This window comes from Pseudomonas sp. LBUM1653 (assembly GCF_059716115.1).
In genome coordinates this window covers 3,290,428-3,308,220 of the sequence record NZ_CP166803.1, presented here as the reverse complement: position 1 = coordinate 3,308,220, position 17,793 = coordinate 3,290,428, and the positions used below count along the sequence as shown (strand labels likewise).

21 protein-coding genes are annotated in these 17,793 nt (G+C 58.6%); 13 read left to right on the top strand and 8 right to left on the bottom strand.

What is annotated here, in order from left to right; all coding sequences use genetic code 11:
* Positions 1-489 (top strand): DUF2878 domain-containing protein, encoded by a 489-nt coding sequence (locus ACA054_RS14860; RefSeq protein WP_497690071.1) that lies wholly within the window; start codon positions 1-3, stop codon positions 487-489.
* A gap of 3 nt (positions 490-492) precedes the next feature.
* Here ACA054_RS14860 and ACA054_RS14855 read toward each other — a convergent pair whose 3' ends face one another.
* From ACA054_RS14855 to ACA054_RS14830, 6 genes are all read right to left on the bottom strand, one after another.
* Entirely contained in the window at positions 493-1,029 is a 537-nt protein-coding gene (locus tag ACA054_RS14855; protein ID WP_497690070.1) for a DUF3833 domain-containing protein, read from the bottom strand.
* Positions 1,030-1,039: 10 nt separating this feature from the next.
* Positions 1,040-1,597, bottom strand: coding sequence for a chalcone isomerase family protein (locus ACA054_RS14850; RefSeq protein ID WP_497690069.1), 558 nt, complete (start codon positions 1,595-1,597; stop codon positions 1,040-1,042).
* Between the two features lie 126 nt (positions 1,598-1,723).
* A complete protein-coding gene (locus ACA054_RS14845; protein WP_497690068.1) occupies positions 1,724-2,608 on the bottom strand; it encodes a universal stress protein in 885 nt (294 codons plus the stop codon).
* Between the two features lie 211 nt (positions 2,609-2,819).
* Entirely contained in the window at positions 2,820-3,893 is a 1,074-nt protein-coding gene (locus ACA054_RS14840) for an NAD(P)-dependent alcohol dehydrogenase (RefSeq protein WP_497690067.1), read from the bottom strand.
* A gap of 234 nt (positions 3,894-4,127) precedes the next feature.
* Positions 4,128-4,769: a dTMP kinase gene (locus ACA054_RS14835; protein ID WP_497690066.1), complete on the bottom strand. Its 642-nt coding sequence runs from the start codon at positions 4,767-4,769 to the stop codon at positions 4,128-4,130.
* Between the two features lie 410 nt (positions 4,770-5,179).
* Positions 5,180-6,082 carry a LysR family transcriptional regulator gene (locus ACA054_RS14830; protein WP_497690065.1) on the bottom strand — a complete coding sequence of 301 codons (903 nt, stop codon included), beginning with the start codon at positions 6,080-6,082 and terminating at the stop codon, positions 5,180-5,182.
* A gap of 166 nt (positions 6,083-6,248) precedes the next feature.
* On the opposite strand from ACA054_RS14830, the gene ACA054_RS14825 reads away from it, so the two are divergent.
* The 5 genes from ACA054_RS14825 (at position 6,249) to ACA054_RS14805 (ending at position 10,037) form a co-directional block, all read left to right on the top strand.
* Positions 6,249-6,446, top strand: coding sequence for a tautomerase family protein (locus tag ACA054_RS14825; protein ID WP_497690064.1), 198 nt, complete (start codon positions 6,249-6,251; stop codon positions 6,444-6,446).
* 84 nt (positions 6,447-6,530) lie between these two features.
* A complete protein-coding gene (locus ACA054_RS14820) occupies positions 6,531-6,884 on the top strand; it encodes a putative quinol monooxygenase (RefSeq protein ID WP_497690063.1) in 354 nt (117 codons plus the stop codon).
* Positions 6,885-6,953: 69 nt separating this feature from the next.
* Positions 6,954-7,568 carry a nitroreductase family protein gene (locus ACA054_RS14815; protein WP_497690062.1) on the top strand — a complete coding sequence of 205 codons (615 nt, stop codon included), beginning with the start codon at positions 6,954-6,956 and terminating at the stop codon, positions 7,566-7,568.
* A 90-nt stretch (positions 7,569-7,658) separates the two neighbouring features.
* Positions 7,659-9,044, top strand: a complete 1,386-nt coding sequence (locus tag ACA054_RS14810) for an MFS transporter (RefSeq protein WP_497690061.1) — start codon at positions 7,659-7,661, stop codon at positions 9,042-9,044.
* 39 nt (positions 9,045-9,083) lie between these two features.
* Positions 9,084-10,037, top strand: a complete 954-nt coding sequence (locus ACA054_RS14805) for an alpha/beta fold hydrolase (protein ID WP_497690060.1) — start codon at positions 9,084-9,086, stop codon at positions 10,035-10,037.
* Between the two features lie 23 nt (positions 10,038-10,060).
* Here the strand turns inward: ACA054_RS14805 and ACA054_RS14800 are convergent, their stop codons facing one another.
* Positions 10,061-10,960: a LysR family transcriptional regulator gene (locus ACA054_RS14800; RefSeq protein ID WP_497690059.1), complete on the bottom strand. Its 900-nt coding sequence runs from the start codon at positions 10,958-10,960 to the stop codon at positions 10,061-10,063.
* A gap of 114 nt (positions 10,961-11,074) precedes the next feature.
* On the opposite strand from ACA054_RS14800, the gene ACA054_RS14795 reads away from it, so the two are divergent.
* The 3 genes from ACA054_RS14795 to ACA054_RS14785 are packed head-to-tail and all read left to right on the top strand — an operon-like array spanning position 11,075 to position 12,999.
* Positions 11,075-11,917 (top strand): DODA-type extradiol aromatic ring-opening family dioxygenase, encoded by an 843-nt coding sequence (locus ACA054_RS14795; RefSeq protein WP_497690058.1) that lies wholly within the window; start codon positions 11,075-11,077, stop codon positions 11,915-11,917.
* Positions 11,910-12,581 carry an alpha/beta hydrolase gene (locus tag ACA054_RS14790; RefSeq protein WP_497690057.1) on the top strand — a complete coding sequence of 224 codons (672 nt, stop codon included), beginning with the start codon at positions 11,910-11,912 and terminating at the stop codon, positions 12,579-12,581. Before ACA054_RS14795 ends, ACA054_RS14790 begins: the two co-directional genes overlap by 8 nt.
* A gap of 16 nt (positions 12,582-12,597) precedes the next feature.
* Positions 12,598-12,999: a DoxX family protein gene (locus tag ACA054_RS14785; RefSeq protein ID WP_497690056.1), complete on the top strand. Its 402-nt coding sequence runs from the start codon at positions 12,598-12,600 to the stop codon at positions 12,997-12,999.
* Positions 13,000-13,076: 77 nt separating this feature from the next.
* On the opposite strand, the gene ACA054_RS14780 is transcribed toward ACA054_RS14785, so the two are convergent.
* Entirely contained in the window at positions 13,077-13,958 is an 882-nt protein-coding gene (locus ACA054_RS14780) for a LysR family transcriptional regulator (protein ID WP_497690055.1), read from the bottom strand.
* 158 nt (positions 13,959-14,116) lie between these two features.
* Here ACA054_RS14780 and ACA054_RS14775 point away from each other — a divergent pair, with 158 nt between their 5' ends.
* The 4 genes from ACA054_RS14775 to ACA054_RS14760 are packed head-to-tail and all read left to right on the top strand — an operon-like array spanning position 14,117 to position 17,780.
* Entirely contained in the window at positions 14,117-15,133 is a 1,017-nt protein-coding gene (locus ACA054_RS14775) for an LLM class oxidoreductase (RefSeq protein ID WP_497690054.1), read from the top strand.
* Positions 15,130-15,930: a sugar phosphate isomerase/epimerase family protein gene (locus ACA054_RS14770; protein ID WP_497690053.1), complete on the top strand. Its 801-nt coding sequence runs from the start codon at positions 15,130-15,132 to the stop codon at positions 15,928-15,930. The genes ACA054_RS14775 and ACA054_RS14770 overlap by 4 nt, the downstream gene beginning before the upstream one ends.
* 15 nt (positions 15,931-15,945) lie before the next feature.
* Positions 15,946-16,752, top strand: a complete 807-nt coding sequence (locus tag ACA054_RS14765) for a sugar phosphate isomerase/epimerase family protein (protein ID WP_497690052.1) — start codon at positions 15,946-15,948, stop codon at positions 16,750-16,752.
* Positions 16,753-16,796: 44 nt separating this feature from the next.
* On the top strand, positions 16,797-17,780 hold the full coding sequence (locus ACA054_RS14760) for an LLM class flavin-dependent oxidoreductase (protein WP_497690051.1): 984 nt from the start codon (positions 16,797-16,799) through the stop codon (positions 17,778-17,780).
* Positions 17,781-17,793 lie beyond the last annotated feature (13 nt).

The following is a 17,793-nucleotide window of genomic DNA, read 5'->3' as shown; positions in this document are numbered from 1 at the left end:
TTGAGCCGGGCCTGGTTGATCGGCAACGCGCTATGGATGCAGGCCGCCTGGTGGGCTTGCGTGCTGAGCGAGCGGCATCCATGGCTGCTATTGCCGGTGGTGGCAGGCCTGTTGGTGCACGTGGCTGCTTGCCCACGGCCCGGCGACGAAGCAACCACTCTGGTCTTTGTGGGAATGGCAGGCTGTTTACTGGACGCCGGCCTGGGTGCGCTGGGAGTCTTCGATTTTACCCGGCAACCCCTACCCCTGTGGCTGGCCCTGCTGTGGCTGGTGCTGGCCAGTGGGCTTCGCCACAGCCTGGCCTGGGCTCGACGCCCCATCTGGTACGGGGCGCTACTGGGCTTGTGCGGTGGACCTCTGGCTTACATCGCCGGCGCAACGCTGGCCGGTGTAGGCCTGCCTTGGGGCACCCTTGGCACAGCCCTGCTGCTAGCGCCCCTGTGGGCTGTATGGATGCCGCTCATCCTGCGACTGGCTGCGCCCCGCTGATGTTCACTCAAGCGACTCCGGCTGGCGGCGGAAGAACAGAATCACCTGTCCCAACTCGACGCCAAACTTGCTCATACTCGAGCGATTGATCATCGTGTCTTCGTCCATCAGGTACATCCAGTCGTCCAGATCCACTTCCCAATGCCTGCCGTCAACCGGTAGGTCAAGGCGATAGCGCCAGCGCAGCGCATTGCCAGCGACCTCGCCGCTAGCCTCTCCGACTACGTCGTCCGCACGGCCACGCCAACGCCCGGCGCCGGCTGGCTCCAGGGTCCAGACGCGCCGCTGACGCGTGCCATCGCTGTAGAGAAAACGCTCGTCGAGAATCAACTGCTGGCCCTCGATGCGGCTTTCGATCTGGACATGGAAACGCTTGACCACTTCGCCCGAGCGATTCTGGAACAGGCCCCAAGCCTGTACCGGCCGGGAGAAGAACGCCACCAGATCCAGGGCCGGCCGCTCCTTTGCGTAGTGCTCCACGCCAACGTTATTACAGCTGACCAGCAAAAGGCTAACGAGCAGCACCAGTATTTGACGCATCTCAACCTCCTCACTCAGCCGGCCCGGACAACCCCAGCAGTCGTTGACGTAATTGCTTGTCCCGAGTGCGCGGATCAAGCCAGATGTCAAAGAAGGCACGGGCGAATGCAGGGTCCTCGACCCGTCGGCGCAACTGGCCGTCGACGAAGAAAGTGCAGCCTTTGCCGGGATGGTAGAGCCCAGTAATGCGCATGCCGGGCCGGACATCGACGAAGGCTTCACGCATTTCATTTGACCAGCGCTGGAGGGTGGCCTCCCCTAGACGAGCCTCTGCCATGCGCCGCATTTCTTTGAGGCTGGCCTCCACCAGCGTGTCCCTGGAAAAGACACGGTGATAAGTCAGTTCGAGTGCAAAGGGCTGATCCCAGGTCCAAGGTAACCCCGAGCTCCACAACCGCGCGGTGTATAGATTCACGCCGAACCAGGTAAAGTCACCGCTGCCCACCAGACGCCCATCGGGCAGCGCGGGATGCCAGTCCGCCCAGGCAGGTACGGCAAGTACCAGCGCGAACAGCCAACATCTCCACAGACGATGTTTGAGAAAGCGTCCGGCATCAGCCACGTTCATCAACGTCTCGGCCTTTTGTTAAATACTATACAATACCAGTCCAATGTATAGATTTTAAGCCTTCAGTCCAAAACGTGTATAACTTTTTTACCCCAGGTTCGGCGAAAGTCTTTGGTTACATTCGATCTATACCGCCAGAACGCAGCATGGCACCTGATAAAGAATGTGCTCGGTCGTGCTGCCCAGAAGCTTGTCCACCCCATGGGACTGTACTCTGCCCATCACGATCACATCCACGTTGTGCTCGTTGGCAAATTCACTCAACGCCGTGACCGGATCTCCCTCAATGAAATGGCGAGAATCTGAGGGCACCCCGAATCGATCTGCCAACCCAAGGAAAGACGTTTCCAGGTCCCTGCGAAGCGCTTTGGTCAGGTCAGCGAGCGTCAGGCCACCCATGTCTGCAAGAAAAGCGGCCGAGATATCGCAGGCGTACAGCAAATGCAGCTCGGCATTACACTGCATGGCGAGACTGCAAGCCTGCTTGATGATTCGCTCATTCAGCTCGTTACTGGCGGACTCGATATCCGACACTTCGACCGCTGCTACAACCTTGCGGGGTAAAACGAATCCGCTCCCGCCCACCAGGTAAACCGGTACCGGACAGTGACGTAGCAAGTGCCAGTCCAGCGGGGTGAAGAAGGCCCGTTTGAGCACGGACTCATGCTGAACCTCCTTGATCAACAAGTCGGGCTGCATGTCTGTCACGTGATCAATGATGTCTAGCTTCATGTCCTCAGCCCAAGCCACCTCGGTGGTTACCTCAATCCCTCTACCACGCAAATTCTCGGCGTGAGCCTCAAGCCCGTCGCGATGGTCCTGCAAGTAGCGCTCCCGAGCCAGATCTCGATCGCCTTCTTCAAGCAGCGATAACCATTTGAACGAAGGGATCAGCGCCGCTATGTGCAAACTCGCGCCGCTGGCCTTGGCGAGCGCTGCCGCATGATTCATGGCCGGGGAATGGCGCAAGGCCGGATTGATGATCAGTAACAGACTTTGATACTGACTCATGATAAGTCTCCAGTAGGTTGGATATTCTGTGCAGACATCAGCAATTAGCTAGCAATGTCCATTGCCGGCTCAGCCTGGAAGTCATGCCCCTGCCGATGCTCGGCGCTCAGAAAAATGCTCATGAACGCCTCCGCCAGAGGAACCGGATCTCCTCGTACAGATGCTGTACCCACACCACCTCGCAGTCGACCGAGAATCAGCGCGCACCGCCTCACGGCGTAATAGCGACCTTCATCACACCGTCTCGTTGGTGAGCAAACAATTCATAGGCCGCTTCAATATCATCGAGTTTGAAACGGTGGGTTACCAGCGGCGACAGGTCCACGCCTCCGCTCTGCACCACCGCCATCAAGCGCCTCATGCGCTCCTTGCCGCCCGGGCACAGGGTGGTGACGATGCTGTAGTCCCCCAACCCTGCAGCAAAGGCATCGAGGGGAATGCGCAGATCGCTGGAGTAGACGCCGAGGCTCGATAGTCGACCACCCGGACGCAGTACGCGCAGGGCGGATTCGAAAGTGCCTTGGGTGCCCAGTGCCTCGATGGACACATCGACACCACGGCCATCGGTCAGCGCCATGATCTGCTCGACCACGTTGCCGTCCTTGAAGTTGACGACATGGGTCGCGCCCAACCGTCGAGCAACGCTCATCCGCTCGGCAACGGCATCCACGCCAATGATCGTTGTCGCACCTTTGAGCCGTGCACCCGCCACTGCGCAGAGGCCGATCGGACCCAGGGCAAACACGGCAACGGTATCGCCGATATTCACCTCGCCGCGCTCTGCCCCGGAAAACCCGGTGGACATGATGTCCGGGCACATCAATACCTGCTCGTCACTGAGCCCGTCAGGAATCGGGCAGAGGTTGGCAAGGGCGTCCGGTACCAGCACGTACTCGGCCTGGCAGCCGTCAATGGTGTTGCCGAACTTCCAGCCGCCGGTAGCGCGAAAGCCATGGCGGGTGTCTGGTCCATCCTGGGAACCACAGCCACATAAACAGGCGTAACTTTGCCCGCTGGGCGTGATGGCACCGGCAATCACCCGCTGCCCCTCGACAAAACCACGCACCTGCGACCCCAGTCGCTCAATGACGCCCACTGGCTCATGGCCCACGGTCAGCCCCCTGGCCACCGGATACTCACCGCGCAGGATGTGCACGTCGGTACCGCAGATGGTCGTGGTGGTAATACGGATCAATGCATCCAGCGGTCCGACTTCCGGCACGGGCTTGTCTTCCAACACGATCCGATTCTTTTCAACGAAAACAGCCGCTCGCATGGTTGCCATGGTGCTCCCTCATTTACCGTAAGTAAGCCAACGTGCAGCACGAGCCCACAGACTGCGCCGGTAAGACGAACGAAAGATTGATCATGGTCAACAATTTCGTTACTGGCCGACGCACGGACAACCGCATGTCGGGCAACATCATCCTTCCCTCTTCCATTTGACAAAGATCAAAGCCGGCGCCCTACACCCTCAATCTGCGCCAATCCGATTCGGAGCAATTCATTGATTTGTTTCTTAACCCGCCATTCCGACTGGGTCGTCGGCGCACCGAAGGACGCTATAGATCTCAGAAACTACCTGCATCGTTGCGTCTTCGATTGTTCCTTCATTACGGCATAAAACCCAGCCGTGATCTGCAATCGCGCGCTCGAACGCCTTGGTACAAGCGACGTGTTCTTCCAGCTTATGGATCACAGTACTGCTCAACCCACGCCGTCGTGCCGCTGCCCTCGCCCATGAAATATCAGGGGCGGTGACAACCCCTACATGCAGGTCTGGCACTCGCACGTTTCGATCAATGTTCAACTGTAGAATCTCTGCAAACGGGACTATCCGGCGAAACGCGGCATCAGACGGGTACCAGCGATCGATCAAGATGATGCTGCCTGGTGGCTGCTTAGTCAGCACGTGCCGGGAAATCCAGGTTCGGCTATCAGCAAGGCGCTCACAAACCCTCAACTCCAAATCCCGGGTGGGATTTCTGACGAGTTTGTTAACGAGGGCCATTGTTTCACCCCTATAGGGATCGCTTTTACTCTCGCAAAGTCGGATCACCTTTTTGTTGTCTGCCCTCAGTACTTTCGTAACGGCCTCCAACAGTGTGGTTTTGCCGGTTCCCTTGGGCCCATCTAGAGAAATAAACAGCGGACGATTCATTCTTCACATAACGATTGATATACGGTTTTTTTGCCCGGCTCGTTCGCTGGAATCGCTTGGCGCGACTACGCGAATCGAATGGAGGGACCTTATGAGCAGACATTGATGAACACTCTAACCTGATTTCTGGTTAACGGGTCTCAGAATCCAGGGTAACAGCCGCTTATGAACATCGGTCATCGCCCATAAGTTAAATCATGTATATGGAATCCTTACACACTCACTGCAATCCTTGCGACTCCGCCCCTGTTGATCATCCGCGTGTGGCATGTCAGCCCGCGGGTGTTGCGCGCGAGCCTGTCTACCCGCGTCACTGTCACCAAATCACCGGCGCGAAGGTGATCGAGCAGCCTGAGTGAGGCCTACAATGCGAACGCCCGGCGCTCTGCACCTCAACTTGTCAGTCTTGATCAATGCCAATGCGCACATAGCTTGACCAACTCATCGACCACATACCTGACTTTCGGCCGCAGATGAGACACCTTTGGCCACACGGCATGCACATCGACAGCTTCGGGTTCATACACTTGCAGAACCTCCACCAGCCTGCCCGCCTGGATATCGTCCTGGAACAGGCTGCGTGGCATCTGGCACAGACCGGCGCCGGCGACCGCCGCGAGAATCATGGCTTCCCCGTCACCAATCTGATGGGTAGAGGGTGGTGCGTAACGTACGGTCTGCCCCGCCTGCATGACCCGCCACGACAGCGGCTGGCCGCGTCGATGCCCGACAATGCAACGGTGCCGGCTCAGGTCTTCCAGGGTCTGTGGGACGCCAAAGCGCGTCAGATAGTCAGGGGCGGCACAAATCGCCCAGCGTTGTCGGGTCAGCCGCCGCGCCACCAGACCGCTAGTGTCTTGCAGTTCTCCAAAGCGAACCAGCAAATCGATGCCCTCCTCGAAGGGATCAACCAAGTGGTCGGAGAACGTCAGGTTCAGTTGCAAAGCCGGGTACTTGTTGGCGATCTCGAACAGCAATGGGGCCACGACCCGACGCCCGAATGCCACTGGAATGTCGACTCGCAAGCGTCCGGAGGGCTCACCACCACCGGGACCCAACCCGCTCTCTGCGGCCCCAATTTCTTCAAGGGCGGTAGAACACGCCACGAAATACGCCTCACCATCCGCGGTCAGGGAAATGCGCCGCGTCGTGCGATGAAACAACTGTGTGCCCAAGCGTTCTTCCAGGCGCGCAATGGCTTTGCCGACGGCGGATTTTGACACCCCGAGGCGCTCGGCAGCCTGGGTGAAGCTGATCGAACGCGCCGCCACGACGAAGGTGATGACGCCTTGAAACGATTCGATAGGTACCATGCCGATTCGCCAATTGTAGAGTTTTGATCTACCCAGATTATAGTTTTAGGTCGTTTATCGCCAGAAGACTCAACAGTAAGATGGGCTCCCGCAATGCAACGGTGCAGATTGTGATCGCACGTCGCGCACCTCCTCCCGATCATCAATGCCCAAAAAGGACATCATCATGCCCGTCGTACGTGTGAGCTGGTTCGAAGGTAAAGAACATGCGCAAAAAGCCGCTGTTGCCGCCGACATCACCGAAAGCATCGTTAAACACACCGGTACGGATGCCAATTACATCTACGTCATTTTCGAGGACGTGGCGGCTTCGGATTGGGCTGGCGCCGGCAAGCTGTTCCGGGATGCACCCGAGAAGTCCTGACCCCATCAGTATCGAATGCATCGGCTTGGCCAGCGATGCATCCTCTACCGGCTTTTCAGGAAGCCTCTGACGTGAGGGCTACTCATGCACCCATATATCTCCTGCTTGTTCTCCCTCGCTGTAAAACCCGAGGCGTTTGGAGAGTTCAAGGCGCTGATCTCGAACATCGTGGCAGCCACGCGCACCGAGCCCGGCACGCTGGTTTACGAATACAGCGTCAACGAAGACAACAGCACCGTTCACATCCTTGAACGCTATGACGCCGTTGCCGTCGTCAGTCACGTAGACACCACCTTCGCACCGTTCGGCCAGCGTTTCCTCGAGTTGTGCACCGTCACCAGCCTGGTGGTCTACGGCACTCCGGATGCAGAAGTCCGCAAACGCCTGGATCCTTTCGGCGCGGTCTACATGACCCCCTTCGACGGCTTCAGTCGCTAAGTTCATCGACTGCGCAGGCCAACCAAAACACGGGGTCTGCGCGTTCCCCTTTCCCGCACAGAGATCACTATGTCTGGTATTGCTGAAGTTATTAAGTCGCGCATTTCCGCCAACAGTTATGACACTGAACGCGAGTTGACGGATCAACAGGTCACCAACCTGGTCGATCTGGCCACGCACGCCCCCTCCGCCTTCAACCTGCAAAACTGGAAATTTCTGGCCGTTCGCAGCAGCGAAGCAAAGGCGCGATTACTGCCACTGGCCTACGGCCAACAGAAAGTCATGGATGCCGCCGTGACCTTTATTGTCTGTGGCACCCTCAATCCCCATGAATCCCTGCCTTCTGCCCTGAAGCCGACACTGGATGCCGGCATCATTGACCAGGCGATCTACGACATGTGGCTGGGCGCCGCTCAAGGCATGTACCAGCAAAATCCGCAGCTGCAACGCGACGAGGCGATCCGCTCGGGCTCGCTGGCCGCCATGACCCTGATGCTCGCAGCCAAAGGACAAGGCCTTGTTTCGACTCCCATGATCGGGTTCGACCAATCGGCAGTGGCACAAGCGTTCGGTCTTTCCGCGACGGAGATCCCGGTGATGTTGATCACCGTTGGCTACCCTGGATCGGCCAACTGGCCGCAGAAGCCTCGTAAAGCTGTCAACGACGTTTTGCAGTTCGTGTAAGCAGTGCTGCCAGCGATAGTCAGGCACTACCTGGCTTCGCTGGCCGTTGCTGATCGACTCGCGACCACAACTTGCCTGGACCGTAAACCAGTGACCGCTGAATCCATCTCACCCGCTTCGTTACGCGCGATTTTGACCGCCGCCTGCTTGGGGTTTCTTGTCGTTCAACTTGACGTCAGCGTCGTTAACGTCGGCCTGGGCGCCCTCAAGAGCGCGTTCGGCACCGACCTCACAGGCCTGCAGTGGGTCATCAACAGCTACGCGCTGCCCTTTTCTGCCTTGCTTATCCTGGGTGGGGCATGGGGCGACAAATGGGGGGCAAAATCCGTGTTTGTAGCGGGCTTCGCTCTCTTTACGCTCGCCTCCATTGGCTGTGGTCTCGCCGCCAGCATGAGCACGCTAATCACCATGCGTATCGTGCAGGGGATCGGCGCGGCCTTTCTGATACCGACATCACTGACCCTGATTCGAGTGTCATTTCATGACCCCGATGCGCGTCGCGCTGCTGTTGCGCTCTGGGGCGCCTGTGGGGGGATCGCCTTGGCCGCAGGACCCGTGATCGGCGGACTGATGATCGAATACTTCGGCTGGCGAAGCGTCTTCCTGCTGAATATTCCCATCGGCCTGCTGGCTGTTGGGCTGATCCTGCGCTATGCCCCCGCCTCCCCTCGGGTCGATAAACACGTCGATATTCCAGGGCAGATCAGTATTGCGATTTGCCTGGCGTCACTGACCTATGGCTTGACCGAGTCCAGTGCCAAGGGTTGGGCCAGCGAAACACTCACCGCGATGGCAATTGCCGCGATCAGTGCGGTGGCATTTGTTCTGATCGAGCGTCGGGTAAAACATCCGATGCTGCCCGCTCACATGGCGACAAACCAAGTGCTGGGGAGCATGGCGCTCGCAGGCGCGGCGATCAACCTGACGTTTTATGGAACGGTCTTCGTTTTCAGCATTTACTTCCAAGCATTCCTGCACTATGACGCCTTCAAGACGGGGCTCTCGTTTATCCCGCTGACGGCGGTGCTGACACTGTCCACGATGCTCTCGTCCAGGTTCGCCAGGCGGTTCAGTGCCACTCGTATTATCACGACGGGTTTCACGGTTCAGATCCTCGGCTTCATCGCGCTCTCGCAAACCACTTCCAATAGTTCGCTCTGGTTGCTCAATGGTGCGTTGATGTTGGTGGGAATTGGCAGCGCCATGTCAGTACCGTTCATTACCAACTCGATGCTGTCCTCGGTCACACAGCATGACGCGGGCATCGCCTCCGGTCTTATGGCCTCTGCCAGGCAACTGGGCGGTGTGATTGGCGTCGCGGTCTTCGGCACGATGATTGCCCATGGTGATAAAGCCGATTTTTCTACCGGGTTATCCAGCGCGATGCTGTTTTCAGCGTTGGTCCTGGCCATCTGCATCGCCGTAAACCTGTACGTGAATGCCGGTATGGATGAGAGTCGCGCCCATGCGCCCTGAACCCACCGAGCCATTTCTTCAACTGGATGGGACTGCACTGTGAAATACCCACTGAACAATCAATCGCTGCTCTCGTTGCTCGGCGAAGACTTTCACTTGCCCCATGAAATTCCTGGTCAACCGGTTCGGGTTTCTGAATTTGAAGGCCTGAAGCTCAACAGCTTTGTCACCAGCGACGGGGTCAACCTCGCCTATTGGGAAGCAGGTACGGGCACGCCGTTAATTTTCATCCCGGGCTGGTCAGCCAACGGCGCGTTGTATTTCCATCTCATGCACATCCTCAGCCAGCATTATCACGTGTACGTGCTGGATGTCAGAAACCAGGGGCTCTCGGAAAAGGTGGCCTCTGGCAACCGGATTTCCCGATATGCCATGGACGTGAAGCAGTTTGCAGAACACCTGGGTGTGTCGCAGGCCGATTACTGCGGTTGGTCGATGGGCGCGTCGATCCTGTGGGCCTATATCGACCTGTTCGGTACACAAGACATGCGCACACTGAGCATCATTGACCAGGCACCCTCGGTTTATTGTCATGAAGACTGGACCGAACAGCAGCGTCTGCAAGCCGGGGCGTTCACCACCTCGCCAGAGCGCATGATTGCGTCCTACGCCAAGGGAGCGCCTACTAACCAACTGATCAGCGCGACTCGGGTGATGGAACGGGCCATGGCCCTGGACTCGCCCTGGTTTCACAACGCAATCAGCCTGGCTCAGGCCGTTGTGACGGACGACATGGCGTTTATGGAGCGCGTGCTGTTCGATCACGTCACCAACGACTGGCGCGATGTCATCCAGACGAAGATCGATGTGCCAACCGCCATTTTCACCGGTGAATACAGCGACTGGCTGGACAGCCAGCGCTGGATGAATTCGGTCGTTGCGGGATCTGCACTGCATGTTTACTCCAAGGCCGAACAGGGCGATCACTTCCTTGCTTTGAAGAATCCAGAAAAGTTCGCGACCGATCTGCGAGGCTTTCTGAACAAGCCGTGAGATGCTGTCCGGGGAAATTTCCTCTACTGCTCCCATTGAGGATGAGCAAATCGCTCAGCGAGAAAATTGATCAGCACCCGGACTTTGGTCGCCAAGTGCTTGCGGGTGGGATAGACCACGTAGATCCCCAGTTCGACGGACTGGTACTCGGGCAGGATCTCAACCAGGTCCCCCGTCCGCAAATCCTCGGCCACCATGAAGCTGGGCTGCAAGGCAATGCCGCCCCCCGCCAAGGTAATACTGCGACAGGTATCGCCATTGTTGCAGCGAACAATCGAGCGGGTGCGCACAGTTTCGCTGCCGTCAGGGCCCGTGAACTGCCAGTCATTGCCGCTGGCAAAGTTGGTATACGCAAGGACCCCGTGCTCTGCCAGGTCAGCCAAGGTGCGCACTGGGGGGTGGCTCGCTAGATAATCAGGTGAAGCGCACAGGCACATCCGCGTGCCCGCCAGACGACGCCCAATCAGTGAAGAGTTTTCCATGCGCGCAATACGCACAGCGGCATCGAAACCCTCCTCTACAAGATCCACCAGTCGATCGTTCAAGCTGATATCCAGCTCGACATTGGGGTAGGCCTTCATGAATTCGCCCCAGAGCGGTGCCAGGTGCAGCACGCCGAAACTGACCGGTGCATTCACCCTTAAAACGCCACTGGGTTCCGGTGCGTTGGACGATACCGCCTCCTCGGCCTGATCCATCAGCGCCAGAACTTCCCGCGCCTGGTGGTAAAACTGGCGCCCCTCCTCCGTCAATGAGAGCCGTCGTGTCGTGCGCTGCAGAAGCCGCGCGCCGAGACGTTCTTCCAGGCCGCTCACGTAGCGTGAGATGGCCGCCTTCGACATGCCCAGGGGTTCGGCGGCCCCGACAAAGCTGCCTTTATCGACCACGGTGCAGAAGACCTGCATCTCCAACGCTCTGTCCATCATTGTCTCGGTAAGTGGAACAGTAAGTCGTATTTGGCCTTATTTATCTCAGCAACTCAATCTATAAACTGTCCCCATCGAAACGCACATTCATTCAGTGAGGCGCATTCACTCATGAACACATCGTTCCCCCTGTTGTTTGTGTCCCATGGTGCTCCGATGTTTGCCATCGAGCCGGGTCTGGCGGGTCAACGTCTGGCTGAAGTCGGTCGCGAACTGCCGCGGCCTGATACCATCGTCGTCCTCTCCCCGCACTGGATGACCCGCGGCGAAGTCAGCGTGACGGCGAGCACTGCTCCCGAAACCATTCACGATTTCGGTGGTTTTCCAGATGCCTTGTACCAGTTGCGCTACCCGGCACCGGGCGCTCCAGCGCTCGCCGCGCATATCGTCGGTCTGCTGCAGAAGGCGGGATGGAAGTCCCGGCTTGATGCCCGTCGGGGTCTGGACCACGGCGCCTGGGTGCCGCTGCTGTATCTGGCCCCCGAAGCCGACATATCTGTCGTTCAGGTCTCGATGCCTGCCGGCCTCGACACACACCAGGCCTGGAAATTGGGCAAAGCCCTCAAGCCACTGCGCGATATGAACGTGCTGATCGTGGCTTCCGGCAGCCTGACCCATAACTTGTATGAGTTTCGGGGGGCGGCCAGCCAGGGGGCTGACTACGTGAAAGAGTTTGCTGCCTGGACAGCCCAAACCCTGCAGGCAGGCAACACCGACCTACTGCTGAACTATATGCAGTACGCCCCTTCTGCCGAACGTGCCCATCCGACTGACGAGCATTTTTTACCGCTGCTCATCGCCCTTGGCGCGGCCGGCGAACACTATGAAACACGTGTCTTGGAAGGCGGCGTGAGTTACGGGGTGCTGGCAATGGACAGCTACCTGTTTTCCTCGAACCACCAGGATGGATCTGAATCCATTCAACTCAGTCAAGGCATTGAAAACCATGGGTGACATGACATTTTCCGAAGCGGCCCGCGAGCCGCAAACGGGCTTGTTTTTCCGCAAAGGGTGCAGCACTTCGGCGCCCAAAGGCCGCCTGCTTCTGCTGCATGGTGTCGGTTCAAACGAAGCGAATCTTGCCTCATTGGCCGCATCGCTGCCCGCAGAACTGGAAGTAATTCTGCTGCGCGGTCCGCTGCAGGTCGGTCCACAAGGCTACGCCTGGTACCAGGTGAACTTCACCAGCAACGGCCCTTCGTTCAATCAGGAGCAAGCGGAGTCCAGCCGGCACCTGCTGCAGCGTTTCATCGAAGCACTGCCCAAGCTGCCGACTGTGATCGCCGGCTTCAGCCAGGGCGGCATCATGAGTGCAAGTCTTGGGGTCACCGAACCCGAACTGGTTGCCGGTTTCGCCATTTTGAGCGGCCGAATGCTGCGTGAACTCGATCCCCGAGTCGCCTGCGCCGATCGGCTCAAGTCCGTCAGCGCGTTCATCGCCCATGGTCATCAGGACAACGTCCTGCCAGTGGCCTGGGCGAAAGAAGCGGACGCCTGGCTGGATCGAATCGGCGTCGTCCACGAAACGCACCTCTACGACATGGCCCACGAGATCGTCGCTGAAGAACTGGCGGATTTCTCGTTATGGCTGACCCACACGCTGTCACTCTCCAAGTAAACAAAGGAACTGCACCATGATCGACTCACGCACCGCGCCGTACGCCGCACTCGTTATGCGCCTGGCCCTCGGCCTCATGTTCATTGCTCACGGCCTGACCAAAGCGCTGGTGTTCACCCCGGCAGGCACCGCAGGCTTTTTTGAATCCATCGGTTTCCCGGGCTTCCTGGCCTACCCGGTCATGGCCTTTGAAGTCATCGGCGGCCTGATGCTGGTACTGGGTGTCTACACACGCTGGGTGGCCGCTCTGGCGGTGGTTCAACTGTTCGTGGCCGCGAGCGTCCACTTCGGCAATGGCTGGAGCTTCACCAACGCCAATGGCGGCTGGGAATATCCTGTCTACCTGGCGGCGACAGCACTGGTCGTCGCGTTACTGGGTGACGGCGCCATGGCGACAAAAGCCTCCAGCAAAGCGTAAGTGACTGCTGGCTCAACATCTGCCGACGCCCTGCCCCCAGCGCGTCGGCGGTTTGCGTTTGGGGCAACCGTAACGAATCACGTCAGGCGCGATGTCATAAAACTCACGAAGGCCTTTATCTTGGGCAATGGCTGGCGACTGGCTGGCCAGAGAATGGCAAAGGTGCGGTGGTCGCGAACGTAGCGATCCAGCACCGGCACCAATCGTCCGTCAGCGATGGCGTCCTCGACAAAAAAATCAGGCAGGCAAGCGATCCCCTGACCCGCCTCAGCCATCGCCAGCAACGGTTCAATCGCGTTGGCAGTCGCCGACTGTCCCGGTTCAACACTGGCCTGCCCCTTTTTTGCCACCAGAGGCCAGGCGTCGAGTTTACCGCTGGTGGGGTATCGGTAACGCAGGCATGAATGGCTGGAGAGTTCCGATGGCCGTGAAGGCACGCCCCGTAGTGCCAGATAGTCTGGCGACGCCACCAGGCGATGACTGTAGCCGTTGAGCTTGCGCATCATTAGCCGCGAGTCTTCAACCTCACCGATACGCATCACGGCATCAAAACCCTCCTCGATGACGTTGACCAACCGATCACTGAACTCCAGCTCCAACTCCACTTCGGGATAGGCCTGCTGAAACGCAATCAAGTGCGGCATCAACCTCATCCCCAGCTGTGGCAACCCGAGGCGCAACTTCCCCTGGGGTTTACCGGCCGCCTGGGTGAGCTCGCGCTTGGCAACCTCGTACTCGGCAAAAATTCGATGGCAACGTTCCAAAAACAGGCTGCCCTCGGACGTCAGGGTGATGGCGCGCGTGGAGCGGTGAAACAGCCTTACACCCAGCTCTTCCTCCAGCCGGGCAACCGCCTTGCCAACGGCCGAAGAAGACACCCCGGTCCGGCGTCCGGCTTCGGTAAAACTGCGCGTTTGCGCTGCATGAACAAACGCATTGAGCGCTCCAAAATGATCCATGGCCACCTCAGTCTATTTGAGCCTTTTATTCGCAAATGATCGGAATTTCATCCTGTTTTTCTTTCTCATCATACAACTTATAGTCACCGCCATCGTGACTTCTCGCTGCTCTATCGCACGGCGTAGTTACCTTCATCTGACTAGACGAGAGACTTCGAATGACTTCGATGCATTGCCCCTGTGAACTTGCGCCGGAGCTCAAGCAACACCCCGGCTTCGCGCGCGTTTTCCAACCCGGCCATTTGACCTTCGGTTTTATTGCGCCACTGGAAAGCTATCCCGATAGTCCGGGCCCGACCCTGCAGGATCACGCGCAATTAGCTCAAAAGGTTGACGAAGCGGGGTTTTCCGCCATCTGGCTACGGGACGTGCCTTTTTACGATCCGAACTTCGGTGACGTGGGTCAGATCCTTGATCCGCTGGTCTATGCCGGCTTCCTCGCCGCCGTAACCAAGCAGATAGCCATCGGTACTGCTGGCATTGTCCTGCCCCTGCGCGATCCGTTGATCGTGGCCAAGCAGGCCGCGAGCATCGATCAGTTGCTTGGGGGACGATTCATTCTGGGCCTGGCCACAGGCGATCGGCCCGTGGAATACCCCGCCTTCGGACTCGACTTCAGTAACCGCGCCGAGCGTTTCCGTGACGGGTTGGCAATCATTCGCGCCGCCTCGGAAACACACTGGGCCGTGCACCCTTCACGATTTTATGGCCAGTTGAATGGAAAGATTGACCTCGTCCCCAAACCAGTGGGCTCACGTATGCCAACCATTATCGTTGGCCAGGCGGGTCAGTCGCTGGAGTGGGTTGGTGAGAACAGTGACGGCATCCTTTCCTACATTTCCAATCCTGTCCTGATTCCCCAGATTATCGATCGGTGGCGTGCAGCCTGTGGCAACACCGTCTACAAGCCCTATGGCTACGGCACTCTGTTCGACCTCGACCGAGATCCAAACCATCCTCTCCAGCCTGGGCGCGTGCTGCGTGCCGGGCGAAACGTTCTGATCGAACACTGGAAACGTCAACAGGATCAGGGCGTCGGTCACATTGCCCTGCACTTCAAACCTCAGCGCCGCCACGCCTCGGAAGTCATCGACGAGCTGGGCGAATACCTCTTGCCGCACTTTCCCAGTGCGTCCTTACCCGCCAACCCATTAACAGCGCAGACCCACTCATGAATCGTCCTTTGCATCATATGGATTTCATTTTCCAGACGGCCTTGGGGACCTATCCCTTGGCCGCGCAGTGCGAGATGCTCGCCGAACTCGGCTACCAGGGGCTGACGATATCTGCCTGGAGTAAGGACCTGAAGTCGATCCCCCAGGTCAAACCCACCTGGGGCCTGGACGTCGGTGCGGTCTACCTGATCTATCGCAGGGGCCTGGAATCGTTTGTGATCAACCTGTTCGAGACCATCGAGGGCTGCACCACCATCGAACTGGCCCTGCATTCCGGCGACGAAGTCACGAATTTTGACCGCCAGATGCTCGAGCGCCTGCTGCCAATCTGCGAGCGTCGAGGGCTGGAGATCAGCCTGTACCCACACGCCCGCTACGGTATGCAGACGACCACCGAGGCAGTGGCCCTTTGCAGGGAGTTCAACCATCCGCGCCTCAACATCGTGTTCAACGGCTATCACTGGTACGCGACTGAAGAGCAGGCCCTTGAGCAGCGCCTTGATGCGATGTGGCCTTGGCTGAAACAGGTGAACATTGCCGGCACTCGGCGCTCCCCGCTCGGCTGGGGCGGCCTGGCGACCATCGAACCGCTCGATGAGGGGGAAATGGACAACTTCGTGTTGTTGGGCGCGCTCGAACGGCGTGGCTTTGACGGACGGTTTGGCGTGCTCGGTTGGGAAAGCATGGGCGGCGATGTCTACGGCAACCTGCGCCGCTCGGCCACCGCCTTCCGGTCCATGGAACAACGGCTGGCCGCCCACCCTGAGTGGGCTGTCCTGACCGATTCGCCGCACTGAGCCAGGAGAAAAATCATGGCTCATCGCATTCATGCACTCGATTCCTTCTTCTACTCGTCGATGGGCGTATATGCCTTCCAGACGCAGTGCGAAATGTTGGCCGAGATCGGTTACGACGGCATTACTGTGGCTGCCTGGGGTGGCACACCACTGACTGACCTCAGCCTGCTGCCCAGCGTCCGGGAAAACCATGGCCTGCACATCGAAGGCCTTTACCTGGTGCTACACGAGGGGCGCAATGACGCGCTGATACGGCGCATCGTCGAAACCGTCGAGGGTGTAGAGCTGATCGAGCTGGCGATACAGACCTCCGTCAATGGCGCCCAAGCCATTCTGCGGTTCATCGAGTCGCTGCTGCCCATTGCCGAACGGCGCGGACTACGGATCGCCTTGTACCCGCATCTTCATCATGTCACTCAGACCACCGAGCAAGTCGTGCAGATTTGCGAGCTCTTCGCTCACCCACGCCTGGGGGCCTCGTTCAATGGCTATCACTGGTACGCCAGCCAGGAAGGCGAACTGGAAAAGCGTCTTGGCGCGATGAAACCCTGGCTGATGCAAGTGGTGACCTCTGGCAGTGCACTTTCGCAGCTGGGCTGGGGCGGCGTGGCGACCATGGAGCCGGTCGACCGCGGAGAGATGGACAACTTCGCCTTGATCGCCGCGCTGAATCGCGTCGGTTATACCGGCAGCCTTGGCGTGCTCGGCTGGGATTACGGGGGGGACATTTACCTCAAGCTCCAGCGCTGCCTGGCAACGCTACGGGAAATCGATCAACGCCTGGAACGTCATCCGTCCTGGTCGGATTTCCCGCTGAAGTAGCGGATGGCCGCGTCACAGAACTCAACTCAAAAACGGAACATGCAATGACAGCCCTTTCTGTGCTTGACCTCATGATGATCGGCGAAGGCAAAACCTTCGCCAACACGCTGGATGACGCCGTCTCCCTGGCGCGACACGTGGAGGCTCATGGCTACAAACGCTACTGGATCGCCGAGCACCACGACCTGCCGGGGATTGCCTCTTCGGCGACCACCGTGCTCATCCAGCATCTCGCTGCGGCCACCCGCACCCTGCGAGTCGGTTCTGGTGGAATCATGCTGCCCAACCACTCCCCTCTGATCGTGGCAGAGCAATTCGGGACACTGGATACCTTGTTTCCAGGCCGTATCGATTTAGGCATTGGCCGGGCACCCGGATCAGCAGGACTGGCTATTCGCGCCATGCGCGGTGACGCCTCCGAGCGCGACTTCGCGCAAGACATCGAGCAATTGACGGACTACCTGGCGGACAACGGAAACCAGCTGGTTCGTGCAATTCCCGAGACGCATGACGTGCCGCTATGGCTGCTGGGTTCGAGCCTCAATAGCGCTGATCTCGCGGCAACAATGGGGCTTCCTTACGCATTCGCTTCACATTTCGCGCCTCGATTCCTGATGCAAGCCATCACGCACTACCGCACTTCGTTCCGGCCGTCGGCCTTACTGGACCGCCCCTATGTCATCGCTGGCGCCAATGTCTTCGCGGCCCCGTCGCGCGCCGAAGCCGATTACCTGGCGAGTTCGCACCGCCATTGGGTAGCCAATTTGTACGCGGGCAAAGCAGGTGCGCTGCCGCGCCCGCAAGAGGGTTTCATGGAAAAGCTTGCCGACGTGGATCGCCACAATCTGGCTCAAGCCATGTCTTGCACTGCAGTAGGCGACAAAGACGATGTTGGCAGTTGGTTGCGCCAATTTATCGCGACCACCGAGGCGGACGAGGTCATAATCGATGCGAGAATTCATGACCCCGACGCACGCTGCCGCTCCTATCAACTGGCCGCCGAATCCATTGCCGACCTGCTTGACTGAGGACCCTAGTCAT